The following is a 19,263-nucleotide window of genomic DNA, read 5'->3' as shown; positions in this document are numbered from 1 at the left end:
CCCGGTTTGGCTGTACCTCATTGGTAGTGACTTCAAACGAGAGGAGGCAGACAAATGCAAGCGAAATCCGGTCAGGACGAATACAACCAGGTAAAACAGGATTTGCAGGAACTTCGTGACGATTTTGCAAAACTCACACGGGCGGTGACAGAGGACCAGAAAGGCAACATCAGTAGTCTGCGTGATGAAATCCGACGGGAAAGCCAGGCGGCTTTTGATCAGGTTCGGCAGAAAGGGAGCGACGCCGTTGACCGTGCCAAGAATGCCGGTGACAAAGCCATTAGCGACGTAGAACGGAAGATTGAAGAGCGGCCTTTGCTGAGCGTCATCATTATGTTTCTGATTGGCGTTCTGGTTGGCAAGTTGCTCGATCGTTAGCCTCATGATCGACTCCACGGTACTCAAGAATGCCGTTCGAAAAATCATTGCAGGGGTTGTCGGGCTGATCGTCGCTGTCATTCTTCTGTGCGCACTTCTGATCACCTCCTTCTACCTGCTTGTTCAAGCTTCGGTACAGGCGCTGACGCCGCTGGTGGGTAACACCGAAGCTATGGCGATAGTGGGGGGGAGCTGTGGGTTGATTCTGGTGTTGTTCTTCTGGGGGTTGATTGCACCAAGATCGTCTTCGAAGACCAAAAAAACGAGCGGTGACAGAAGTGGACTGTCCGTCGATTCGGTGCGGGCCATCATCCGTGAGCACCCGATGGAATGCGCCATGACGGCGTTTGCCATGGGCGTCGTGCAGCAGACGGACCCGAAGCTCAGGTCCGTTCTGCTCCAGGGCGGCTTCGAATTGATGAAACGGCCGGACCTGACGGGGGCTCCCAAGACCGATCCGCCCGCTTGAGGGGCAAAGAACGTAGTGAATGCTCAGAAAAAGAAGGCGCCGTAGAGCCGGGCTCCCCGATACAGGTCTTTCACGGTGCCATTCAGATCGTCGTCGTTCACGTCAACGTCTATGGCGAGCCGGGACAAGGAAGCTCCGATGGAAAAGCTTTCCAGCAACCGATATTCCGCGCCAACCTGCAGCTCCAGAAGAGAGCCGCGAATTTCATCTCTGAAATCAAAATAGAAACTGTCCATTCGAACTCGGGTGGTCAAGCGGGGGTTACGGCATAGTCCATTCGAAAGCCGAAAATCGGCATAGGGGCAGTCGTTGAGGCTGTTTCGGCGACACGGTTGCCCGACCCCTTCAGTTCCGCTTCGTAATCAAGGACGTTGAAGCCTGCTGAGATGGCCAGTTCCACTTTGTCCAGGTGGTAAAAACTGTAGGCATAGGCAATCTTGTAGAAGTTATTTTTGATTCGGCTGTTTACTTGGGCCGTGGCGCTGAAAGTGCGGTCGAGGAATTTGATTTCGCGGGTGATGGTCTGGCTGCCTTTTCGATCCAGTTGAAAGGTGCCCAGCTCGATACGGTGTCGGTCGTTAAATCGATAATAAGCATCGAAAAAAGGGGTGGTGACGCGGGTATCACCATCCAGGTCCCGTTCAAAATCGATGGTGGTGCCCAGGCCTGTTTGGACGCCGTTGGCGGTGAGGCTGGTAGAGGAGTCGAACACGGAAAATGCACCGACTTGAAGCATTATCTTGTCAGGGAATCCATTGTTTTCAGTGTCTTCTGCGAACGCAGTCGATGGCATGATGGCCGCGCCTAGAAACGGAGTAAGCGCGGTCAGGACAAAGGAGCGTAGCGGTTTCATGGTGTAGGCCTCATTCGGTGTCCCGAAGCGACAGTACAGCCTGATCCGCAGCTTCACTTAATCCCGGAGTATTGGGCAGTGTCGGGAATTCTGCAAATGAAAGGCCCGTCGACCTTCAGACGATGAGCTCCAGGAGGGCAACCATGGCGGCGTACCTCAAGCCTCGCATTCAACGTATTCAGCGGCACCTTGGGATTACCCCGGATGGCGTTATCGGTGTGGAAACTCTGACCGCCCTGGAAAACCGGTTATTTGCCCCGCCAAAAGCAGTTGATCGGGAGGCCGGTGAATCCCTTGTCGTATCGCAACAGGGGCTCAAGTTTCTGGTCAAGCATGAAATCAGCTCGGAGGCTTATTACCGGAAGTTTCTTTGCTCGCCGGTGCATCCCGGTGGCCAGTCCGGCGTGACCATCGGTATTGGTTATGACCTTGGATACAACACGGCCAACCAGGTCCGCAACGATTGGGCAGGCATGATTGGTGACGCGACTCTGGAACAGTTGCTCGTGGTTTGCGGGCTGAAGGGCAGTTCCGCGAAATCCGTTGTAAAGAATCTCGGTGATCTGGATATCCCCCTGGATGCGGCGGAGCGGGTTTTCTATCAGTGCACCTTGCCCCGCTACGCGAAAAACACCGCGCGGGCCTACCCAGGCGTTGAGAAGCTTTTTCCCGATGCCCAGGCCGCGCTTTTGTCGCTGGTGTATAACCGGGGAACCAGGATGTCCGGGAGTCACCGGCGCGAAATGAAGGCGATTCAAGCCTGGGTAGTGAAACAGGATTACAAGGCGATAGCGGATGAAATCAAAGCGATGAAGCGACTGTGGGAAAACAAGGGATTGCCAGGGTTGCTCAAGCGCAGGGATGATGAAGCCCGGATGGTGCTCGGTGCGGACCGGGAATACGAGGACGACGAGCTGGTACGGTTGTGAGGCCGCTTTTGAGTCATGGTGCATGAACCGATATGATCTCGGGCCATTGCCAGCTACGGAAGCTATTCCATGAAATTCCCCAAAGTCACGATCATTCTGGTCACAGCTGCCCTTGCGTTTGTTCTGTGGGAACAATCTCAGTCGCCGTCTGAACCGCTGGATGCGAGCCGTTTTCAGAACCTCCCGGCCAATCCTGCCGAGCGCGGCGTGGTTGTGGATTATGTGGTCGATCAGATCCCATCGCTGTGCGAACAAACCACGGAAAGCTCCGATGCGCGGGAGGCTTGTATGCAGCAAAGTGAAAGTAGAACCTCATCCTGTCGCCGGGCCGTCTACGACCGTTTCCCTGAGATCATTGCCTCCGAAAAGATGTTCCGAGACCTGTCGATCAATATGATGAATTGTCTGATGCCCCAGTCCGGGGTGGTTCAGCCGGCATCCTGACAATTCCAATAAAGGCCAGTCCAATGTCTGAAGATCCTCTCAAGTCCCTGTCCGATATGGTCAGCGATGCTCATGCCAGCATTCAGGCTGCCCATGAGCATATTAACCCGGTGGTGGAAGTGCGCCGTGGTATGCGTAATTCAGGCATCCCGGCGGATGTCATCACCATTGACTGCCTGCGAACCCGTCGCCGCATTACCCTGATCCTGCACGACGAACAGCCGGGCGTACTGCTTTACCAGTTCATCACCATTGAGGAAGAGGTAGGAGATAACTTTCAGGGCATTGCACTGGGGGACGTGAGTGTGAAAAAACTGTGCGAATGGATGGTGGAGTATTTTGGCTAGTATCGATTTAAGGGTTCCGAGTTCTCCCTCTGAAAGGTTTGTGTTGCGATTCGTTCTTCAATACGTAGCACATTCGGTGACTGTCTTTTCCATGGTTGGCTGGAGTGTCTTTGGTTTGATGGTTCTGGATTTGTACTCCAGTGACATCACTCGGACCGTGTTTGAGGCGTTGATTGATCTCGGCGTCGATGAATTGGCCCCGATGAGAGAGGGGCGCTCAGTTGTTGTCAGTACAGAGGCCAGTGAGATCGGATCAAACAGCATTGATGGCTGGGTGGTGTTTGAGGGCATCATTGGTAATGTCATGCTCGGCCTCCTGTTCGTAACCGCTATTACAACGATCATGTTCCGGAGAAGTCTATCTATCCCCACCGAGACAAAGCTAAAGGCCATACGCTGGGGTGCTTTCGTCATACTCGTTGGTACCGCCATCAGCGGTTTTCTGGATCCAGAAAAATCAAGTAACTTGGGGCATCTAGTTGCAACGTTTATTTTTGGTGCAGGAATGGCGGTTTTTATCTTGGTCGTCAGCTACGCAGCCGTGCTCATTAACGTCTTTCTGAGGGAATATCTCGAGGCTGTGGCAGAGTTTGAGCGAGGGGGATAATTTCTGCCCCGAGTTCCCTATAAAATTTTTATTATCGCTCTGGTATTGCAGGTGTTTTCGGACGGCAGGACATGATAAGCGTATCGATTGATAATCACCCCATTAGTTTTGCCTAATAAAGCTTCACCAGACGGGCGCGTATAGGCAATTCGGCGATCAAAATATCGCCACAGTGTGGGAAGGCTTGATTTACAGGGCAAGAGGGCACCTTTCAAAGCTGTGCTCACAAAGTTATCCACAGATTATGTGTGTAAGTGGCCGCGCCAACATGGTGCGGGCAGAAGGTTTGCTCTGGATAAGTTTCTTGCAGATTAATAGGTCCGGTTTAAGGCTTGTTTTTAGATGGTTCTCTGATTTTAAGGTCGCTTACAGTCAGCGCCGAAAAGATTAGTCAGCTCGACAGGCGAACGACGATATCGCACCGAACAATACATAAGCGCCTGCACGATCAAAATATCGCCACTCTCGGAGAGGGCTTGAATGACGGGGGCAGGAGGCGCCTTTCAAGCCTGTGCTCACAACGTTATCCACAGTTTTTGTGGGAAAGTAACATTTGCTTATGACTCAGCAATCCGCTTGAGCCACTCCACACCAAAACGAACCCCAAATCCTTGAACCTCAGTGGGAATAACGCCCAGACCTCCTTTGTGAGAACCTGTCGGGGCAATATCGACATGCAGCCAACCGATGTTGCCGTCCACGAACTTACTTAAGAAACGCGCGGCGTAGATATGGTCGCCCGCTCCTTCCACCCGGCATTGCAAGGTATCGGCAAGGTCGGACTCCAGGTCCTCGTCATAATCGGTTTCGAATGGGAATGGCCAGACTCGTTCTCCACAGCGTTCGCCCGCCTGGATGATGGGCTCGATCCAGTCACGTCGATTGCTAAAGCCCCCGGCGACCCGTTGCCCGAGGGCAGAAACGCAGGAGCCTGTCAGTGTGGCGTAGTTTAGTATTGCCCGTGGTTTTGAGCGGGAGGCGAGGGCGAGGGTATCGGCCAGTACCATGCGGCCCTCGGCATCGGTGTTCACGATTTCGATCGTGGTGCCGTTCATGGCGGTGACCACATCATTGCTCTTGACGGCCTTTGGACCAATGTGGTTTTCGGCCAGCGCCAGCCAGCAGTCAACCGGGTGGGGAAATTTCAGCCTGGTCAACGCGAGCAGGGTGCCCAGTGCCACCGCGCTGCCCTGCATGTCGCCGTTCATGCCACGCATGTGACCACTCACTTTCAGGTCGCTGCCACCGGTATCGAAGCAGACACCCTTTCCGGCCAGCGCCAGAGGGGGGGCATCAACTCCGGGTGGTCGGTACTGCAGGTGCAGGATGCCAGCGTCCGGTGTGGGGCTTGCCTGAACCACCGAGAGAAACGCGCCGGCGCCCAGTTCTTTGAGTTCGTCGATGCCATAAAACCGGGTGGCCCAACCTTCTCTTGTTGCAAGCGTTTCCGCGTATTGCTGGTAGAGCCCGGGAGTCAGGTAGTTGCCGGGCAACTGGGTGAGCCAGCGAGCCAGGTTGTTGCCCTCGGCCGTTGCTCTGGTTGTAGAAAAGTCGGCGTCATCGAAATTGCCATAGAAGTTCATCGCCCGCAGTGCCATGGGATCCGCTGCCTTGCCGGTCATTCTTGGAAGCTGAAACAGATGAGCCATGCCTGAGGCGACCAGAGCATCGGCCATGGTGCTGACTTTTTCGACGTCGGCGAACAGCGAAATCACATTGACGGTGATGGCACGTTCCTTAACCAGTGGGCCGAGAGTTTTACGGGCCAGGGTGCCGTAGCTAAAGGTCGTTTTCGTGTCCGGGACAAACAGGATTGCTGTGCGGTGGCCTCTAGGGCCACTCAGGAAAACTGGGTTGGTGGACGTGGGGAAATCCGTCAGCCGAAGGGTCAGGAAATCTCCCCACGGAGCCCTCAGCAAGGCTTTGCGGTCAGATTCAGGAACCAGTAGCACCAGACTAACACTGGTATCGAAATCCCAGGCTGCGGGCACCCGGTGGTCCGTGTCGATTTTCAGTTCGGGTAATTTCGGCAGATCGAGAACCATGGCTGACCTCTGTGCTGGCGAATGTGGCCTGATTCAGAGAATAGTCCCGATCTCATTGTCTGCCATGGAAAGCCTCGACCAGTCCACTCGTATTCTTGCAGTTTCACCGTGGCCTGGCTGGTCTGGGCGCAGACCCGTTTTTCTCCACACGGTGAAAACTGATTTTCGATCGCTTTCTGACCTGGTTGTTTTCCAGTCACTTTGGGCGGAGGCTTGATAACAGGCGCTTCGTCCCTCCTTTCCCGCCGGTGCTCACAGAGTTATCCACAGTTTTTGTGGGCAAAATTCTGGTTTGGTTTTATCCCCAGTCTGCACAAAGTATGGCCTCAGGCTCAGGAAGCTGGCACAGTTCGTCCGGTTTAACCGAACAACAGAATAAGGAGCGGCTGGTGAGCGAGCTTGTAACCTATGAACTGAACGATGGTGTGGCCACTGTCACTATTTCAAATGGCAAGGCGAATGCGTTGAGCCATGAAGTGTTTGAAGCCCTTAATGGCGCACTGGACCGAGCCGAGCAGGACAAAGCCGTCGTGATCCTGACGGGGCAGGCCGGAATTTTTTCCGGAGGCTACGACCTCAAAGAAATGCAGAAAGGGCCGGAAGCGGCGACCGCACTGGTGACTGTTGGCTCGACCTTTACTCGCCGCCTGGCCGCTTTCCCGCTGCCGGTGATTGCTGCCTGTAATGGACATGCCATTGCCAAGGGGGCGTTCGTTCTGCTGTCTGTGGATTACCGCATCGGCACCGAAGGGCCGTTCAAGCTGGGTCTGAACGAAGTGGCTATCGGTATGACCATGCACCACGCCGGTATTGAGATCGCCCGTCATCGCCTGGCGCCGGCCCATTTCTATCGTTCGGTGGTGAATGCGGAGATCTACAGCCCGGAAGGAGCCGTTGCCGCCGGATTCCTGGACGAAGTGGTACCTGCATCGGACCTGATGACTCGTGCCAACGAACTGGCACAGCAGTTCAAGCAGCTGAATATGCGAGCCCACAGTGAAACCAAGGTCAAGGCCAAGGCAGAGTATCTTGCCCTGCTTGATCGCTGTATCGAGAAAGACGCAGAGCATCTGGGGCTGTCAGGCTGAGTCGGTTGTTTTCCCCAGCGGCGCAACCTCCCGAAACCCGAACAGCCTGGCAAGGATAAGGTCAGGAAACGACTGAATCCGGGTATTGTAAAGGGTTGCGCTGTCCGTCTGGCTGTTGCGCAGCAGGGCCAGGTAGTTTTCCGTCTCTGCCATGATGTCCATGAAACGGCTGACCACGGGGTGGCTCTTCAGGTCCGGATAATCCTCGATCCGGGCCTGCAGCGCGTCAGTAAACTGTTTCTCCTCCGCCAGTCGATTACCCGTTTGCTGAGTCCCCGCCAGATCCGATGGATTGGCGGCTCTCAAGCTGGCCAGCGTTTTCTGCAGATGCTTTTCGTGAGCCAGCAAAGCCTTAACTGCTGTTTCGAGGCTTGGCCACAGGTCATAACGCTGCTGCAAAATAGTGTCGATATTGGCTTCGGCACGGTCCACGCGCCTTTTCAGAAAAATCATGTCGTTGTAATGCAGGATGCCCAGATAGAGGCAGAGCATTGCGGGCACCACCACCGCTGCCGCGAGCAGGTTGCCCGGGCTGAAGTTGCCATCGGCGGCCAGCAGGGAAGTGGCGGAGAACAGCGCCAGTGCCAGGGCAACCGCGGTGATCAGGAAACCTTTGGAACCGCTGCTTTCGACGATCTCAGCTTCGGTTTTTGCGCTGAGCAGGAAAGGGCTGTCTTTGTCTGCCTGCAGGGTGAGACGTTCGGGGTGTTCGTGATTCAGGCCGGCAAAACCGAGGCAAAACAAACGGGAGCCGGGAGGAAGCAGGCGCACCGTGTGACGCTGGTTGCCCCGTGTTTCCGAGTGTCGTTCGGGAAAGGCGATCTTGGCCCCATCCGGATCAATCAGGGCCCGTCCGTAGGTGTCCTCAAGCCAGAAAGGAAGGTGTTTGTGCTTATGTTCGATGGTCCGCCACTGGTTGTCTTTATCCGAGCCCCGTTTTTCTTCAATCCGGTAGTTGAAGGCCACGCAGGGTTCGTTTCTGAGAGGGGCGGTTAACGTGCCAAATGTCTCGTGGGGGGTGACGGCTCCTTCTACTTCCGCCAAGCCATAACTCAGTCCCGCCGTGCTGCTGGTCGGAACCGCTTCGATCAGACGCTTGAATTTGACCTTTCGTATGGCGGCAATAAGCAAGAGTAGGGCTGCCACTGCAGCGGCCACGCTGAGTCCCCAGCCAATCCAGGTGTGCTGATAACGGGTCTGGGGCTTTGAGTGAACCAGTTGTTGCGTGAGCGTCTGTGTTGCGGCATCGAGCGCGACTTCTGTAGACGAAGATGCGGTTGTTCGCTGGTACATCCAGTTGTCGAGCCAGCCACTGGTGTTTCGTCGAATCAACTGCTTAAGCGCTGCCACATCCGCCCGGGCGGGCAGGTTGTCGGGGGCGGCTTGGGCACCTTGTTGACGTGCCTGATACAGCGTGGCGACCGACGACCATTCTTTGCTGAGCTTGGCTGCACCCATCACCGAGAGCGTGCCCGTCACGGCAACGAGCATTGTCACAACGAATACCCAGAACCGGTGTACCCGTGCGAAGGTCAGCAAAAGCGCCACGCCCAGCGCGAGTAACCCGGTCGCGGCCGAAACCCTTATGGCGACGTCTAACAGCCGGTCACCTCCTGCAATGTCAAAGGGTCGGCTGGATATTTGTGGCGACAGGTTAAAGGGCTCAAGACCCGAAAATACCAACTGCTGATTGGCGCTGTCATATCGCCCGAGCACATTGACCGTATCGCCCGGAGAAAGGGCCCATTCCGAGTAGATCCGATCTCCTTCCCGGCGCTGGAAGGAGCGTTTGATTCGCCATTGGAGATCGCTCACAGAATCCGGTGCGATGGTGATACTGCCGGTGTTGTCGCGCATCAGAAACGGAACGGCTTTTTGTCCCGAGTCCAGGGTTCGGGTGCGCCGATCACCGTCGCTGTCCCGGTATTCCTCTTCAAGCGCATAGCGGAAATACACCGCAGGTGTTCCGGTGTAGGGCGTTTTTACCGTACTGCCTGCGTCCTCCACTTGCCCCCTCACCATATAGGCCCCCCGGGTCACGCCTGCCAGGGGGGTGTAGGGCAGGCGTTCCATCTGGCGGGCTTCAGCCAGCTGGCTCAGGCCGTTTTGCATAAGAAGATAGGCGCCGACCAGAGCAACGAGGCCAAAGAAGGCCGGAAACAGGCGCTTGGTAAGACTTGATTGGCGGGGTCTGCTCATGGACACAGCGTCCTGCGTGTAGTGTCTTGGGTCTTTGCGAGTATAAGGCATGTATCTATCGGGCTGTGGTCGAAATATTGTTATTACACTGGGTGCAGGCAACCTCCTGTTACAGCGACTATTTTGAAGTTGCAGGTATCCAGGCCCAGAGTTCTCGGCTTTTCTGGTAATTGACGGCTGTTAGCCAAGGCTGGAGAATCCGGTTCTTTTTTATACTAACGAGGAGCCACGTCGTGTCCCAGTTCGAGCAGTTCGCCAGTGATAATTACAGCGGAGTTTGTCCACAGGCATGGAAGGCGATGGAGGCCGCCAACGCAAAGCCTGAGCCGGCCTACGGTGAAGACAGCTGGACGCTGCGCGCGGCGGACTCTTTGCGGGCATTGTTTGATACCGACTGCGAAGTCTATTTCGTGTTTAACGGAACTGCCGCGAATTCTCTGTCGCTGGCGTCCATCGGCCAGTCTTTCCACAGCGTCATCTGCCATGAGTTGGCGCACATTGAAACCGACGAATGCGGTGGACCGGAGTTCGCGTCGAACGGATCCAAGCTGCTTCTGGGGCAGGGCCCGGAGGGAAAGCTGACGCCCGAGAGCATTGAGCACCTCGTGACCAAGCGCACGGATATTCACTACCCCAAACCAAAAGCCCTGAGCCTCACCCAGGCCACCGAGGTAGGCACCATCTACACCCCGGAAGAGCTGAAGGTGATCAAATCCGTTGCGGATAAGCACCGGCTGAATATCCACATGGATGGGGCGCGTTTTGCCAACGCGGTTGCAGCGCTGGATGTGCACCCGGCGGACATCACCTGGAAGGCCGGTGTGGATGTTCTGTGTTTCTCCGGCACCAAGAATGGCCTGGCGATGGGCGAAGCGGTGGTTTTCTTCAACCGGTCGCTGGCGGAGGACTTTGAATGGCGCTGCAAGCAGGCAGGCCAGTTGGCGTCCAAGATGCGCTACATTTCTGCCCCCTGGTGCGGCCTGCTGGAGAACGACACCTGGCTGGATAATGCCCGCCATGCCAACGCTTGTGCCGCGCGGCTCGCTAACGGTTTGAAAGATATCCCGGGAGTTGCCTTCCGATACCCCCGCCAGGCGAACGGTCTTTTCGTGGAGATGCCGGAGCCGGTTCAGGAAGCCCTGCGCGCCAGGGGCTGGCGGTTCTACAACTTTATCGGTGGGGCGGCGCGCCTGATGTGTTCCTGGGCGACGACCCACGAGCGCGTCGACCAGTTTATTGCCGATGTCCGGGAGTTGATGGAGCAGTTCCCGGCTGACCAGATTTTGCATACTGCGTAGGGGTTTGCCCGGTCGCCTGCCGAAACGCGCGGGTGAAGTTTGCGGAGTCCTGATAACCCAGCCGGTAGGCCGTTTCGGTCACGCTGAGTTGTTCATGGGCCAGGTAGTGCCTGGCCCTATCCATACGCTCGCGCAGCACCAGTTCCCGAAAGCTAATGCCATCCTTTAGCAACCGGCGGTGCAGTGTCCTTGAGGACATGCCCAGATCGGCTGCAATGCTTTGCTGGCTGGGCAGCGCGGGCCCACCGTTCTGCAGTCGTTGCATCACCAGTCCCGCCAATCCCCGGTGTCGCTGCAGTTGTTCCATGTCTTCCTGACATTGGGCCAGTGCCTGACTGTGTGCTGCCTGATCGGCCAGGGCAAAGGGAATGGCGAGTTTCTCCGTTGGCAGTGACAGGTAATGTTGCGGTTGCCCAAACTCGATCTTTTCAACCGAGGGGCCAAGCCGCTGTTTCAGGGCTGGTTCTTCGGGGAATGCCAGGCTCGCATGTAAGCCCAGATTACCCACCAGAAAACTCCCCATCACATCGAAACTGGCGAGAAGGGTGTGCACCACGAACTTTTCCGTCCGCTCTGAAATGCCCGTTGCCGGAGAGATGAACAGATAGGATCGGTCGCCCCGGCGTTCAAGCCGCAGCACCGCCAGAGCGGTGATTAATGGAAAAAAACGAACCGCTACCGCAATGGCTTGTTCAGCGTTTGCTGCCGTCAGGCCCGCATAGCCGGCGGCACCGTGAGCACTTACGTTCAGGTGATGTCCCAGTCGGACGCCCGGTAGCGGCTCGTTGGCAAGCTGTTCAACGTTGCCCAGAAAGCGATCCAGTGCGTGATGGCTGACCCACCCGTTAGATACCCGCAGGTCTTCGGGGTGCAGCCCTGTGCCGGCCAATAACCTGGCTGTTGACAGGTTATCTCGCTCCAGTTGCTCACAGAGGAGGTGAACGTATCGAGTCGAGGTTGGTGTGTGGGGGATACCCGGTTTCATGTGTTCATATTCTTGTTGATTATCTGATCAGTGTCTGAAAATGACAGCCAACTGTCAATTGCTGACCTGCACAGATTCAGGAACCGTCGCACAGTAGGCGAAATAACCGGTTTGGCGTGAAAAAGGGAGACCGCCATGTTTGAACGGATACCGCCTCGGGTAATGATTGCCCTCAAGAAAGTCATGTTCCTGCTCGTGTTTTTCGTCGCGATGTTGCCCTATAACGCCTGGCAGATGATGCAGGAGAATGGAAACTGGAATCTGTACGCCTGGTGGCCCCTGTTCGTCATCTTCGGGATTATCCCGGTGGTCGATCATCTGGTGGGCAAGGACTCCTCGAACCCTCAGGAGGATGAGGTTGAACGCCTGGCTGGGCAGCGTTGGTACTCGCTGCTCACGCTCTTGGCGGTCCCCACCCAGTTGGCCGTGCTGGCTTTCGGAGCCTGGGTCTTCGTGACCACGGAGCAGTTTTCGTTGGCCGGGCAGATTGGCTGGATTCTGTCATGCGGGATTATCAGCGCCATTTTGTCCATTAACGTCGGGCATGAACTGATTCACCGCCGCAGCAGGCTGGAGAACTGGGCTGGTGGCCTCCTCTACGCTTCCGTATGCTATGCCGGCTTCAAAGTGGAGCATGTCCGGGGGCATCACGTCACGGTCTCCACATCGGACGATGCCTCCTCTGCTCGCTTCGGCCAGAGCCTCTACCATTTCCTGCCGCGCGCTTATCTGGGCAACGTACGGAACGCCTGGAAGCTGGAGGCCAAGCGGCTGAAAACACTGGGGCTGCCGGCTTTGCATTGGCGCAATGAGCTGATCTGGTGGAACGCGGTGAGCGTTGGATTTGCCGTGGCGGCCTTGCTGATCTTCGGTTGGGCTGGTCTGGTGTTTTACCTTGGGGTGAGCTGGATGAGCTTCACCACCCTGGAAATCATCAATTACATCGAGCACTACGGCCTTCATCGGCGGAAGCTGCCAAACGGAGGCTATGAGCGCACCACGCCGGCCCACTCATGGAACAGCAACTACCTGATCACCAACCTGGGTCTGTTTCACCTGCAGCGCCATTCCGACCACCATGCGTTCCCGACTCGTCGCTACCAGGTCCTGCGGCATTACGAGGGTTCTCCGCAGCTGCCGACCGGTTACGCGGGTATGTATGTTATGGCTCTGATACCACCACTCTGGTTCTGGATTATGAATCCCCGGGTTAAGGCCTATTATGAAGGAGAGGAGTGGCAGCTTTCGGCTCAGGAGTTTGAACAATCGGTGGCCTGAGAGCCCCGAGGGCTGGTCGATCTGCCCGCATCCGCAAACAGAAAGGGCCATACACCAGCGAATTGGCGCTGTGTGATCATGGCCCCTTATTGTGACGGCAATCCGGCCAGGGAGGGTTTCCCCCAATGGATCGACAGGTTGAAATTCCACTGCCTTCAGGGCATCGAATGCGGGCCCACTGGTTTTGCCCGAAGAACGCAAATCCCCATCAGGCAGGCATTATCGCTATCCACGATATCTTCGGGTACACCGATGATATTGAGCGGATCGGCCACCGCCTGGCCGCGAACGGTTATCCCGTGCTGGTGCCGGACCTCTACGACCTGCCGGGCAGCAAGCCCCTTTGCGTGGTCAAGACTCTCAAGGCCCATGAGATGGGCAAGGGGGAGGCCTTTGAACAACTGGAAGCCTGCAGGCAGTGGTTGCTGAATCAACCGGAAGAACTGGTGACCCAGGTTGGCGTGATGGGATTCTGCATGGGGGGGCGGTTTGCCGTGCTCTACGCAGTCCAGGCACCGGTGCAGGTGGTGGCGCCTTTCTATGGCGAAATCCCGAAGGACCACGAGAAACTGCAAGGCATTTGTCCCGCTGTGGGTGGTTGGGGCAAGACTGACCTGGTGTATGGCAGTCATGGCGAGCGACTGGCGAGCCATCTTGACCGCCTTGGGGTCCCTCACGACATCAAGACCTATGAAGGTGTCGGCCACTCCTACATGAATCAGCACCCGGGGTTCGTTTTCGAGAAGCTCGCAGCCGTTTCACCCATGCGGGCCAGGTATGACGAAGAGGCCTCGGAAGATAGCTGGCGCCGTGTCATCAGCTTCTTTGAGAAAGTCTTTTCGGGGGAGATCCAGTTTCCCAGTGCCGCCAAACCCTACACTTCTTTTTGATTTGGCAGAGTTTTTCCTGTCTGTCTCTGGAATTGTTCTAGTATGGGTACGTCAAGCCAGTAAAAGTATGCGATCGCTAACTGGCTATGACCTGCCAGCGGTGAGTTTAGGCGTCCGTCGCTTGAAGATTGACCAGAGATAACGGGAGCTTGCTATGAGCGCGGTTTCATTATTCTCCGCAAAAGTGAATGCTGGTGATGGGTTTGATTCACCAGCTCCCCTGGCCGACATTCCGGGTTGGACCGTCGACAAACAGTCTCAGACCGAGATTTATGTGATCAACCACAACCTGAACCTGTCGTCCCCTGACAGGGATTTGCATGTTGTGGTCACCCCCATGACTCCGTTGTGCACTGCGGTGGTTGAGAGCCTCGATGCGAACTCATTCAGGGTGTCCACCTGGACGCTGGGGGAGGCGCCGACCCAAACGGACTTTATGTTTATTGCGATGCTCTCAGGCTAGGGAATGTCGCCACAGGGAAACGGTTCTCCGAGCCTGACGGTCCGGCAGTGCATGTGGCCGACGCCAGTGCTGGCATGTGAGACAATCAGGATTCCAAAGAAAGCCTAGCGATTTCCTCGGCATAGAATTCGTCGAAGCTCTTAAAATCCATACTGTCACGGCCGCAGCAACGGATATCACCGGTTTTGATGTTGTAAACCCAGCCGTGAATCTGGACCTTCTGCATGGCCAGTTTCACCGCGACCACCGGGTGGGTGCGCAGGTGCTGGACCTGTTGCAGCACGTTTTCCTCGATTGCCTCGTTCAGGTACTGACTGTCCAGACTGAATTCAGTAGGCACATTATTGCGTTCACGGACAATCTCCATGGCCGATCGGCAATGCCCCAGCCACTCCTTGACGTGGGGCAGGCCCTTGAGCGCCGAGATGTTCATAGCCCCTTTCACCGCCCCGCAATCGGTATGGCCGCAGATGATAATGTGGCGAACCTGCAGCACGGCAACGGCGTACTCGATGGACGCGGTCATTCCACCGGTCTCATTGCTGTGGGGCGGGATGATGTTACCGGCGTTCCGGCAGATGAACAGGTCGCCCGGGTTGGTCCCCGTGACCAGGTTGGGGTCAATGCGTGAGTCCGAACAGGTGATGAACAGCACGTCCGGGTTTTGCCCATCGGCAAGCGCTCCGAACAGGTCTTTACGCTTCGGATAGACGTTCTGGCGGAAATCCAGCACGCCCCGGACAATGTGTTGCATGAATGACTCCTTAAATTGGCAATGGCAGGGCCTATCTGAGCATATCCACAGGAACGCGCGCCAGACGACTAACGTCGCGGCCCGTTTTCTGTTGCTCGAATTGATTAGGCCCTTTTACTCCTTCCGGAGCCTCAACGCCAGTCGGTCGGGTGGAGTCAGCGACCTTTGAACACGGCCTCTCGACGTTCGAGGAACGACTGGATCCCTTCCTTGACGTCCTCGCTGGCCATCACCGGTTGCAGGGAGGTAAAGAGGTGCTCTTTGGCGGTCATCTCGCCTTGCTGAATGGCGAGCTTCGAGGAAGCGAGGCTGCCACTGACCCCCAGGGGAGCCGCTTTGGCAATTTTTTCCGCGATGGCCAATGCCGTGCTGAACTGTTCGCCAGGCTCCACCAGCTCCTGAATCAAGCCCCACTGGTAGGCCTGTTCTGCATTCCATTCGTCCCCGGTGAGCAGGTAGCGCTGGGCGTTGCCCCAGCCGATCTCCCGTTGCATCCGAATCGTGGCGCCACCACAGGGGAAAATGCCTCGCTTTACTTCCAGCTGGGCAAATCGGGTGCCCTTGGCCGCCACCCGGATGTCGGTATTCAGCATCAATTCGACACCGCAGGTGAAGCAGATACCCTGAGTGGCAAAGACCACAGGTTTGGTCAGGGCGTCGCCCACAACGTTGAACGGGTCCAGTTCACCGTCGTTTGGTTCTATGCCCTTGCCGTTGGCAAAAACGCCAGCCCAGTCATCCAGCTGCAAGCCGCTGGTGAAGTGGTCGCCCTCTGCGTACAGCAGGCCAACTCGCAGGTCGTCTGTTGTCTGCAGGTGGTGATAGGCCGCGGCAATCTCATGGTACATGGCGCGGTTCATGGCATTCATTTTTTCCGGCCGGTTCAGGCCCATGAGCAGGATGTGCCCGCGTTGCTCAACGTTAACCAAGGACATCGAATCACTCCGTAGTAAAGGCTGCCAATTCGCATGCTCAATGGGGCAGAGGGCGACGGCGTGTTTTGAATAAGATGGTTAAAAGATTCGCACGGCGGCCCAAGGATTGGTATTGGCGTTTATGACACAAAGTTGGCTGAAATCGCCAATCGAGGGAGGGTTTACTGATGTGCTGGCGCGCAGGTGCTGCCGGATCAAGCTGTGTTATCGCATGCTGATAAACTTCATGGTATACCAGCACATCGTTTTTATGGGGGCGGGCGTTCCTGTCCCGGAGCACGGTATTAAGAGTCAACCCGGAGTTTCAAGTCATGCCAAAAGCAAGTGAGATCAAAAAGAATTCAGCGGTGGAATTTGAAGGACGCGTGTATTTCGTCAAGGACATTGAGCGCTCGGTGCCTCAGGGGCGCGCCGGAGGCAGCCTGTACCGGATGCGGATGTACGATGTGGTTACCAACAACAAGGTGGATCATACCTTCAAGGACTCCGACATGCTGAACCTGGCGGATCTGGTGCGCCGCCCGGTGACCTTCTCCTACACTGATGGTGAGGAGTATGTGTTCATGGACAGCGAAGACTATTCCCAGTACAGCCTGAACAAGGAGGCCATTGAGGACGAGTTGTTGTTCATCAGCGAAGACACCGAAGGCCTCATGGCTATTTTGCTCAATGACTCTCCGGTCTCCCTGGCCCTGCCGCCGACGGTGGAGTTGGAAATTACCGAGACCGACCCATCCATCAAGGGCGGTTCCGCAACGGCCCGTACCAAGCCGGCCACACTGTCTACCGGCCTGGTGGTTCAGGTGCCGGAACACATTTCCACAGGTGACCGAATCAAGGTAAACGTGGAAGAGCGCAAGTTCCTGAGTCGGGCCTGATCTTATCCGACTGGAGGGCAATGATGGGCAGGAACAACGACAAACTGGTGGTGTTTTACGATGGGTCCTGCCCGGCCTGCATCAAGGACCGACGCTGGTACGAGAAGCTGGCCGGCAAAGGCGGCGATTCGGTGGAGTGGCTGGACATCACCGGCCAGGACGCCCTGTTGCGTCAGCAGGGCATCGACCCTGACAGTGCCCTGCGTGAACTGCACGTCAAGGATGCTGAAGGGCAGATCCACCGGGAAATGGATGCCTACATTCTGCTGATGTCACGGGTGCCGGTGCTCAAACCGCTGGCCTGGCTGATCGGTTTGCCGGTGATCCGGCCGGCCCTTGCCCGGTGGTACCACGCCTGGGTTAGCCGAAGGCTGGATGGGCAGGCCTGACACTGTTCACCGGACAATTCCTCTTCTTTTCTGCTTCCGTCCGGAGTTTTAAGCTCCTGACGAATATTCGATGTATTTTGGCTCTTTATTGATCTAACGCTCTGACCCGCCTGTTTTATTCTTAATACAGAGGCTGCGATGCGGAAGAGGAGCTGCAGCGATGGAAAAGGTAGATTGGCGACTCAAGGGGTTGGAGTATGTGAACTGCAACTGCGACCTCGGCTGCCCATGCCAATTTATGGGGCGGCCAAGTCATGGTGACTGTGAGGCGTTTGCCGCAGTCAAAATCGAAGATGGTTATTTTGGCGACACCCGGCTGGATGGATTGGCTTTTGCGATGACACTGAAGTGGCCGGGTGCCATTCACGAGGGTAACGGCACCGCTCAGGCTTTTGTGGATGAACGGGCGACTCCGGAGCAGCGTGAAGCACTCATGGCTATTTTGTCTGGCGAAACATCCGAGCCAGGCGCGACGTTCTTCAACGTGTTCGCAAGCACGCTCACCACGATGCACGACCCGGTGTTTTGCCCCATTGAAATCAGTTGTGACGTTGAAGGCCGGCATGCCACGGTGCGTGTCGCTGACCTGATCGAGGCCAGTGCCAGCCCGATACTCAGTCCGATAGATGGTTCAGAGCATAGAGCGCGGATCGATCTGCCCAGGGGCTTTGAATACGCAGTGGCTGAAGTGGCGACAGGAAAAACGAGTGCTCATGCGGATGTGCCCATGGAGTTGAGTGCCAGCCACAGTCACCTGGCGCATCTGGATATCGGGCCGACCGGCGTCTATCACTGACCCGGGACAATGGGATGCGCGCTAGACACGGGGCGTTCTCAGGGGAATGGCTGCGGGGAAGCTTGCTGACCCTGGCTGGATTACTGGCCATTGCTGCACTGGCCTGGCTGTATTTGATCGGCATGGCGTCGGACATGGAGGGTATGTCATCGGGTTCGATGATAGCGTTCCATCACTGGACGCTGGGGTATTTTGCCCTGATGTTCGTGATGTGGAGCATCATGATGGTGGCCATGATGATGCCGAGCGCAGCGCCGATGGTGCTTTTGTACCGGCAAGTCGTACGTAAAAACCACCTTCCTGCGGTGCGAGGAACGATTGCGTTCACGGGGGGCTATGTTCTGGTTTGGGCACTGTTTAGCCTGGCCGCGACGCTCCTTCAGTGGTTGTTGGAAGAGTGGGCATTGCTTAGCCCCATGATGCGCAGTCAGAGCGTTTTGTTCAGCGGGGCGCTGCTGATGGCCGCAGGAATTTACCAGCTTTCCTCATTCAAGCAGGCCTGCCTGAAACGATGCCGTGGACCCCTTCTGTTCATTACCTGTTACTGGCAACCGGGTGTGAAGGGGGCGTTCACGATGGGGCTCCGGCATGGTGCCTTCTGTGTGGGGTGTTGCGGGGCATTAATGCTGCTGTTATTTGCAGGCGGTGTGATGGACCTTACCGTGATCGCGGCCATTGCCGGTGTGGTGCTGCTGGAAAAGCTGGTGCCCCACGGTGAATGGTGGGGGAAAACCATCGGCGTCCTCGCCATCGCCTTCGGGCTAGGTCTGGTTGTTTCTGGCTAAGCGCTGGTGGGCAGGATTATCCCCGCCCATCCTCGACATCATCCACATCTACCTGGCCAGTCAGGCGCCGGCGAATGTGCGACCAGGACAAGCCAAAGGCCAGCAGCACAGAGATAACCAGCAGGATCACCCAGGTCATCGTGCCTTCGCCTTCCAGGCTGAGCCAGCCCATATCCACCATCAGCCATACCAGGCAGCCCAGCAGTGCTGCCCCCAGGGAAATCCCCAGCCAGCCCAGTGACAGGAAGGTTGCGCGAAGGAATACGATCCAGCCAATCAGCAGAATAATGCCCACGATGGCAATAACGGGCCCCATGGTGGCATCCGGGCCAAAGGCCCAGGAAATATAGGAATACTGTGTGGGGTTATAGGTGCCGAAGACGAGTGCTGCGGCAAAAATCCAACGCCCTATGAGACTGCTCAGGCTAGAGGAAGCGGCCATAGAAAGTTCTC

At 56.4% G+C, this 19,263-nt stretch carries 23 protein-coding genes; 15 read left to right on the top strand and 8 right to left on the bottom strand.

The window, feature by feature from the left end; all coding sequences use genetic code 11:
• Positions 1 to 54 precede the first annotated feature (54 nt).
• Positions 55 to 378, top strand: a complete 324-nt coding sequence (locus K8I84_RS08110; RefSeq protein WP_223794239.1) for a YqjD family protein — start codon at positions 55 to 57, stop codon at positions 376 to 378.
• Between the two features lie 4 nt (positions 379 to 382).
• On the top strand, positions 383 to 847 hold the full coding sequence (locus tag K8I84_RS08105) for a hypothetical protein (RefSeq protein WP_223794238.1): 465 nt from the start codon (positions 383 to 385) through the stop codon (positions 845 to 847).
• 23 nt (positions 848 to 870) lie between these two features.
• On the opposite strand, the gene K8I84_RS08100 is transcribed toward K8I84_RS08105, so the two are convergent.
• Both K8I84_RS08100 and K8I84_RS08095 read right to left on the bottom strand, forming a co-directional pair.
• Positions 871 to 1,083, bottom strand: coding sequence for a hypothetical protein (locus tag K8I84_RS08100; protein WP_223794237.1), 213 nt, complete (start codon positions 1,081 to 1,083; stop codon positions 871 to 873).
• Positions 1,084 to 1,097: 14 nt separating this feature from the next.
• On the bottom strand, positions 1,098 to 1,757 hold the full coding sequence (locus tag K8I84_RS08095) for a hypothetical protein (RefSeq protein WP_223794236.1): 660 nt from the start codon (positions 1,755 to 1,757) through the stop codon (positions 1,098 to 1,100).
• Positions 1,758 to 1,843: 86 nt separating this feature from the next.
• Between K8I84_RS08095 and K8I84_RS08090 the strand changes: the two genes are divergently transcribed.
• From K8I84_RS08090 to K8I84_RS08075, 4 genes are all read left to right on the top strand, one after another.
• Positions 1,844 to 2,629, top strand: coding sequence for a glycoside hydrolase family protein (locus K8I84_RS08090; protein ID WP_223794235.1), 786 nt, complete (start codon positions 1,844 to 1,846; stop codon positions 2,627 to 2,629).
• A 69-nt stretch (positions 2,630 to 2,698) separates the two neighbouring features.
• On the top strand, positions 2,699 to 3,073 hold the full coding sequence (locus K8I84_RS08085) for a hypothetical protein (protein WP_223794234.1): 375 nt from the start codon (positions 2,699 to 2,701) through the stop codon (positions 3,071 to 3,073).
• A 23-nt stretch (positions 3,074 to 3,096) separates the two neighbouring features.
• Entirely contained in the window at positions 3,097 to 3,420 is a 324-nt protein-coding gene (locus K8I84_RS08080; RefSeq protein ID WP_223794233.1) for a hypothetical protein, read from the top strand.
• 91 nt (positions 3,421 to 3,511) lie between these two features.
• Positions 3,512 to 4,027, top strand: a complete 516-nt coding sequence (locus tag K8I84_RS08075; RefSeq protein ID WP_223794232.1) for a hypothetical protein — start codon at positions 3,512 to 3,514, stop codon at positions 4,025 to 4,027.
• Between the two features lie 557 nt (positions 4,028 to 4,584).
• Here K8I84_RS08075 and K8I84_RS08070 read toward each other — a convergent pair.
• Entirely contained in the window at positions 4,585 to 6,072 is a 1,488-nt protein-coding gene (locus tag K8I84_RS08070) for a M17 family metallopeptidase (protein WP_223794231.1), read from the bottom strand.
• 389 nt (positions 6,073 to 6,461) lie between these two features.
• Between K8I84_RS08070 and K8I84_RS08065 the strand changes: the two genes are divergently transcribed.
• Positions 6,462 to 7,160, top strand: a complete 699-nt coding sequence (locus tag K8I84_RS08065; protein WP_223794230.1) for a crotonase/enoyl-CoA hydratase family protein — start codon at positions 6,462 to 6,464, stop codon at positions 7,158 to 7,160.
• Here the strand turns inward: K8I84_RS08065 and K8I84_RS08060 are convergent.
• On the bottom strand, positions 7,152 to 9,359 hold the full coding sequence (locus tag K8I84_RS08060; RefSeq protein ID WP_223794229.1) for a LemA family protein: 2,208 nt from the start codon (positions 9,357 to 9,359) through the stop codon (positions 7,152 to 7,154). The two genes, K8I84_RS08065 and K8I84_RS08060, sit on opposite strands and share 9 nt — an antisense overlap.
• A 233-nt stretch (positions 9,360 to 9,592) precedes the next feature.
• Here K8I84_RS08060 and K8I84_RS08055 point away from each other — a divergent pair, with 233 nt between their 5' ends.
• A complete protein-coding gene (locus K8I84_RS08055; protein ID WP_223794228.1) occupies positions 9,593 to 10,657 on the top strand; it encodes a threonine aldolase family protein in 1,065 nt (354 codons plus the stop codon).
• Here K8I84_RS08055 and K8I84_RS08050 read toward each other — a convergent pair.
• Complete coding sequence (locus K8I84_RS08050) at positions 10,593 to 11,642, bottom strand: helix-turn-helix transcriptional regulator (protein ID WP_223794227.1); 1,050 nt, start codon at positions 11,640 to 11,642, stop codon at positions 10,593 to 10,595. The two genes, K8I84_RS08055 and K8I84_RS08050, sit on opposite strands and share 65 nt — an antisense overlap.
• 135 nt (positions 11,643 to 11,777) lie before the next feature.
• Here K8I84_RS08050 and K8I84_RS08045 point away from each other — a divergent pair, with 135 nt between their 5' ends.
• The 3 genes from K8I84_RS08045 (at position 11,778) to K8I84_RS08035 (ending at position 14,273) form a co-directional block, all read left to right on the top strand.
• Positions 11,778 to 12,920, top strand: a complete 1,143-nt coding sequence (locus tag K8I84_RS08045; protein WP_223794226.1) for an alkane 1-monooxygenase — start codon at positions 11,778 to 11,780, stop codon at positions 12,918 to 12,920.
• Positions 12,921 to 13,045: 125 nt separating this feature from the next.
• Positions 13,046 to 13,810: a dienelactone hydrolase family protein gene (locus tag K8I84_RS08040; protein ID WP_223794225.1), complete on the top strand. Its 765-nt coding sequence runs from the start codon at positions 13,046 to 13,048 to the stop codon at positions 13,808 to 13,810.
• Between the two features lie 154 nt (positions 13,811 to 13,964).
• Positions 13,965 to 14,273 carry a hypothetical protein gene (locus K8I84_RS08035; RefSeq protein ID WP_223794224.1) on the top strand — a complete coding sequence of 103 codons (309 nt, stop codon included), beginning with the start codon at positions 13,965 to 13,967 and terminating at the stop codon, positions 14,271 to 14,273.
• An 85-nt stretch (positions 14,274 to 14,358) separates the two neighbouring features.
• Here the strand turns inward: K8I84_RS08035 and K8I84_RS08030 are convergent, their stop codons facing one another.
• Together K8I84_RS08030 and K8I84_RS08025 are read right to left on the bottom strand one after the other, a co-directional pair.
• Positions 14,359 to 15,027 (bottom strand): carbonic anhydrase, encoded by a 669-nt coding sequence (locus K8I84_RS08030; protein WP_223794223.1) that lies wholly within the window; start codon positions 15,025 to 15,027, stop codon positions 14,359 to 14,361.
• A gap of 155 nt (positions 15,028 to 15,182) precedes the next feature.
• Positions 15,183 to 15,962, bottom strand: coding sequence for a crotonase/enoyl-CoA hydratase family protein (locus K8I84_RS08025; RefSeq protein ID WP_223794222.1), 780 nt, complete (start codon positions 15,960 to 15,962; stop codon positions 15,183 to 15,185).
• 311 nt (positions 15,963 to 16,273) lie between these two features.
• Between K8I84_RS08025 and yeiP the strand changes: the two genes are divergently transcribed.
• The 4 genes from yeiP to K8I84_RS08005 all read left to right on the top strand — a co-directional run bounded on the left by yeiP (position 16,274) and on the right by K8I84_RS08005 (position 18,810).
• Positions 16,274 to 16,840, top strand: coding sequence for an elongation factor P-like protein YeiP (yeiP, locus tag K8I84_RS08020; protein ID WP_223794221.1), 567 nt, complete (start codon positions 16,274 to 16,276; stop codon positions 16,838 to 16,840).
• 23 nt (positions 16,841 to 16,863) lie between these two features.
• Positions 16,864 to 17,229 (top strand): thiol-disulfide oxidoreductase DCC family protein, encoded by a 366-nt coding sequence (locus K8I84_RS08015; RefSeq protein ID WP_223794220.1) that lies wholly within the window; start codon positions 16,864 to 16,866, stop codon positions 17,227 to 17,229.
• Between the two features lie 160 nt (positions 17,230 to 17,389).
• Positions 17,390 to 18,025 carry a DUF1326 domain-containing protein gene (locus K8I84_RS08010; protein ID WP_223794219.1) on the top strand — a complete coding sequence of 212 codons (636 nt, stop codon included), beginning with the start codon at positions 17,390 to 17,392 and terminating at the stop codon, positions 18,023 to 18,025.
• Positions 18,026 to 18,039: 14 nt separating this feature from the next.
• Positions 18,040 to 18,810 (top strand): DUF2182 domain-containing protein, encoded by a 771-nt coding sequence (locus tag K8I84_RS08005; RefSeq protein ID WP_223794218.1) that lies wholly within the window; start codon positions 18,040 to 18,042, stop codon positions 18,808 to 18,810.
• 16 nt (positions 18,811 to 18,826) lie between these two features.
• Here the strand turns inward: K8I84_RS08005 and K8I84_RS08000 are convergent, their stop codons facing one another.
• A complete protein-coding gene (locus K8I84_RS08000; RefSeq protein WP_223794217.1) occupies positions 18,827 to 19,252 on the bottom strand; it encodes a DUF6524 family protein in 426 nt (141 codons plus the stop codon).
• Between the last annotated feature and the right edge of the window lie 11 nt (positions 19,253 to 19,263).

This window comes from Marinobacter sp. F4216 (genome assembly GCF_019931195.1).
GTDB classification, from domain to species: Bacteria; Pseudomonadota; Gammaproteobacteria; order Pseudomonadales; family Oleiphilaceae; genus Marinobacter; species Marinobacter suaedae.
This window is presented reverse-complemented; position numbering and strand designations above follow the sequence as displayed.

Coding starts and splice junctions, on each gene's coding strand:
- K8I84_RS08035 (WP_223794224.1), top strand. CDS start 13,965: ATGAGCGCGGTTTCATTATTCTCCGCAAAAGTGAATGCTGGTGATGGG.
- yeiP (WP_223794221.1), top strand. CDS start 16,274: ATGCCAAAAGCAAGTGAGATCAAAAAGAATTCAGCGGTGGAATTTGAA.
- K8I84_RS08085 (WP_223794234.1), top strand. CDS start 2,699: ATGAAATTCCCCAAAGTCACGATCATTCTGGTCACAGCTGCCCTTGCG.
- K8I84_RS08025 (WP_223794222.1), bottom strand. CDS start 15,962: ATGTCCTTGGTTAACGTTGAGCAACGCGGGCACATCCTGCTCATGGGC.
- K8I84_RS08060 (WP_223794229.1), bottom strand. CDS start 9,359: ATGAGCAGACCCCGCCAATCAAGTCTTACCAAGCGCCTGTTTCCGGCC.
- K8I84_RS08015 (WP_223794220.1), top strand. CDS start 16,864: ATGGGCAGGAACAACGACAAACTGGTGGTGTTTTACGATGGGTCCTGC.
- K8I84_RS08090 (WP_223794235.1), top strand. CDS start 1,844: ATGGCGGCGTACCTCAAGCCTCGCATTCAACGTATTCAGCGGCACCTT.
- K8I84_RS08100 (WP_223794237.1), bottom strand. CDS start 1,083: ATGGACAGTTTCTATTTTGATTTCAGAGATGAAATTCGCGGCTCTCTT.
- K8I84_RS08005 (WP_223794218.1), top strand. CDS start 18,040: ATGCGCGCTAGACACGGGGCGTTCTCAGGGGAATGGCTGCGGGGAAGC.
- K8I84_RS08010 (WP_223794219.1), top strand. CDS start 17,390: ATGGAAAAGGTAGATTGGCGACTCAAGGGGTTGGAGTATGTGAACTGC.
- K8I84_RS08110 (WP_223794239.1), top strand. CDS start 55: ATGCAAGCGAAATCCGGTCAGGACGAATACAACCAGGTAAAACAGGAT.
- K8I84_RS08080 (WP_223794233.1), top strand. CDS start 3,097: ATGTCTGAAGATCCTCTCAAGTCCCTGTCCGATATGGTCAGCGATGCT.
- K8I84_RS08000 (WP_223794217.1), bottom strand. CDS start 19,252: ATGGCCGCTTCCTCTAGCCTGAGCAGTCTCATAGGGCGTTGGATTTTT.
- K8I84_RS08050 (WP_223794227.1), bottom strand. CDS start 11,642: ATGAAACCGGGTATCCCCCACACACCAACCTCGACTCGATACGTTCAC.
- K8I84_RS08040 (WP_223794225.1), top strand. CDS start 13,046: ATGGATCGACAGGTTGAAATTCCACTGCCTTCAGGGCATCGAATGCGG.
- K8I84_RS08105 (WP_223794238.1), top strand. CDS start 383: ATGATCGACTCCACGGTACTCAAGAATGCCGTTCGAAAAATCATTGCA.
- K8I84_RS08030 (WP_223794223.1), bottom strand. CDS start 15,027: ATGCAACACATTGTCCGGGGCGTGCTGGATTTCCGCCAGAACGTCTAT.
- K8I84_RS08075 (WP_223794232.1), top strand. CDS start 3,512: ATGGTTGGCTGGAGTGTCTTTGGTTTGATGGTTCTGGATTTGTACTCC.
- K8I84_RS08045 (WP_223794226.1), top strand. CDS start 11,778: ATGTTTGAACGGATACCGCCTCGGGTAATGATTGCCCTCAAGAAAGTC.
- K8I84_RS08070 (WP_223794231.1), bottom strand. CDS start 6,072: ATGGTTCTCGATCTGCCGAAATTACCCGAACTGAAAATCGACACGGAC.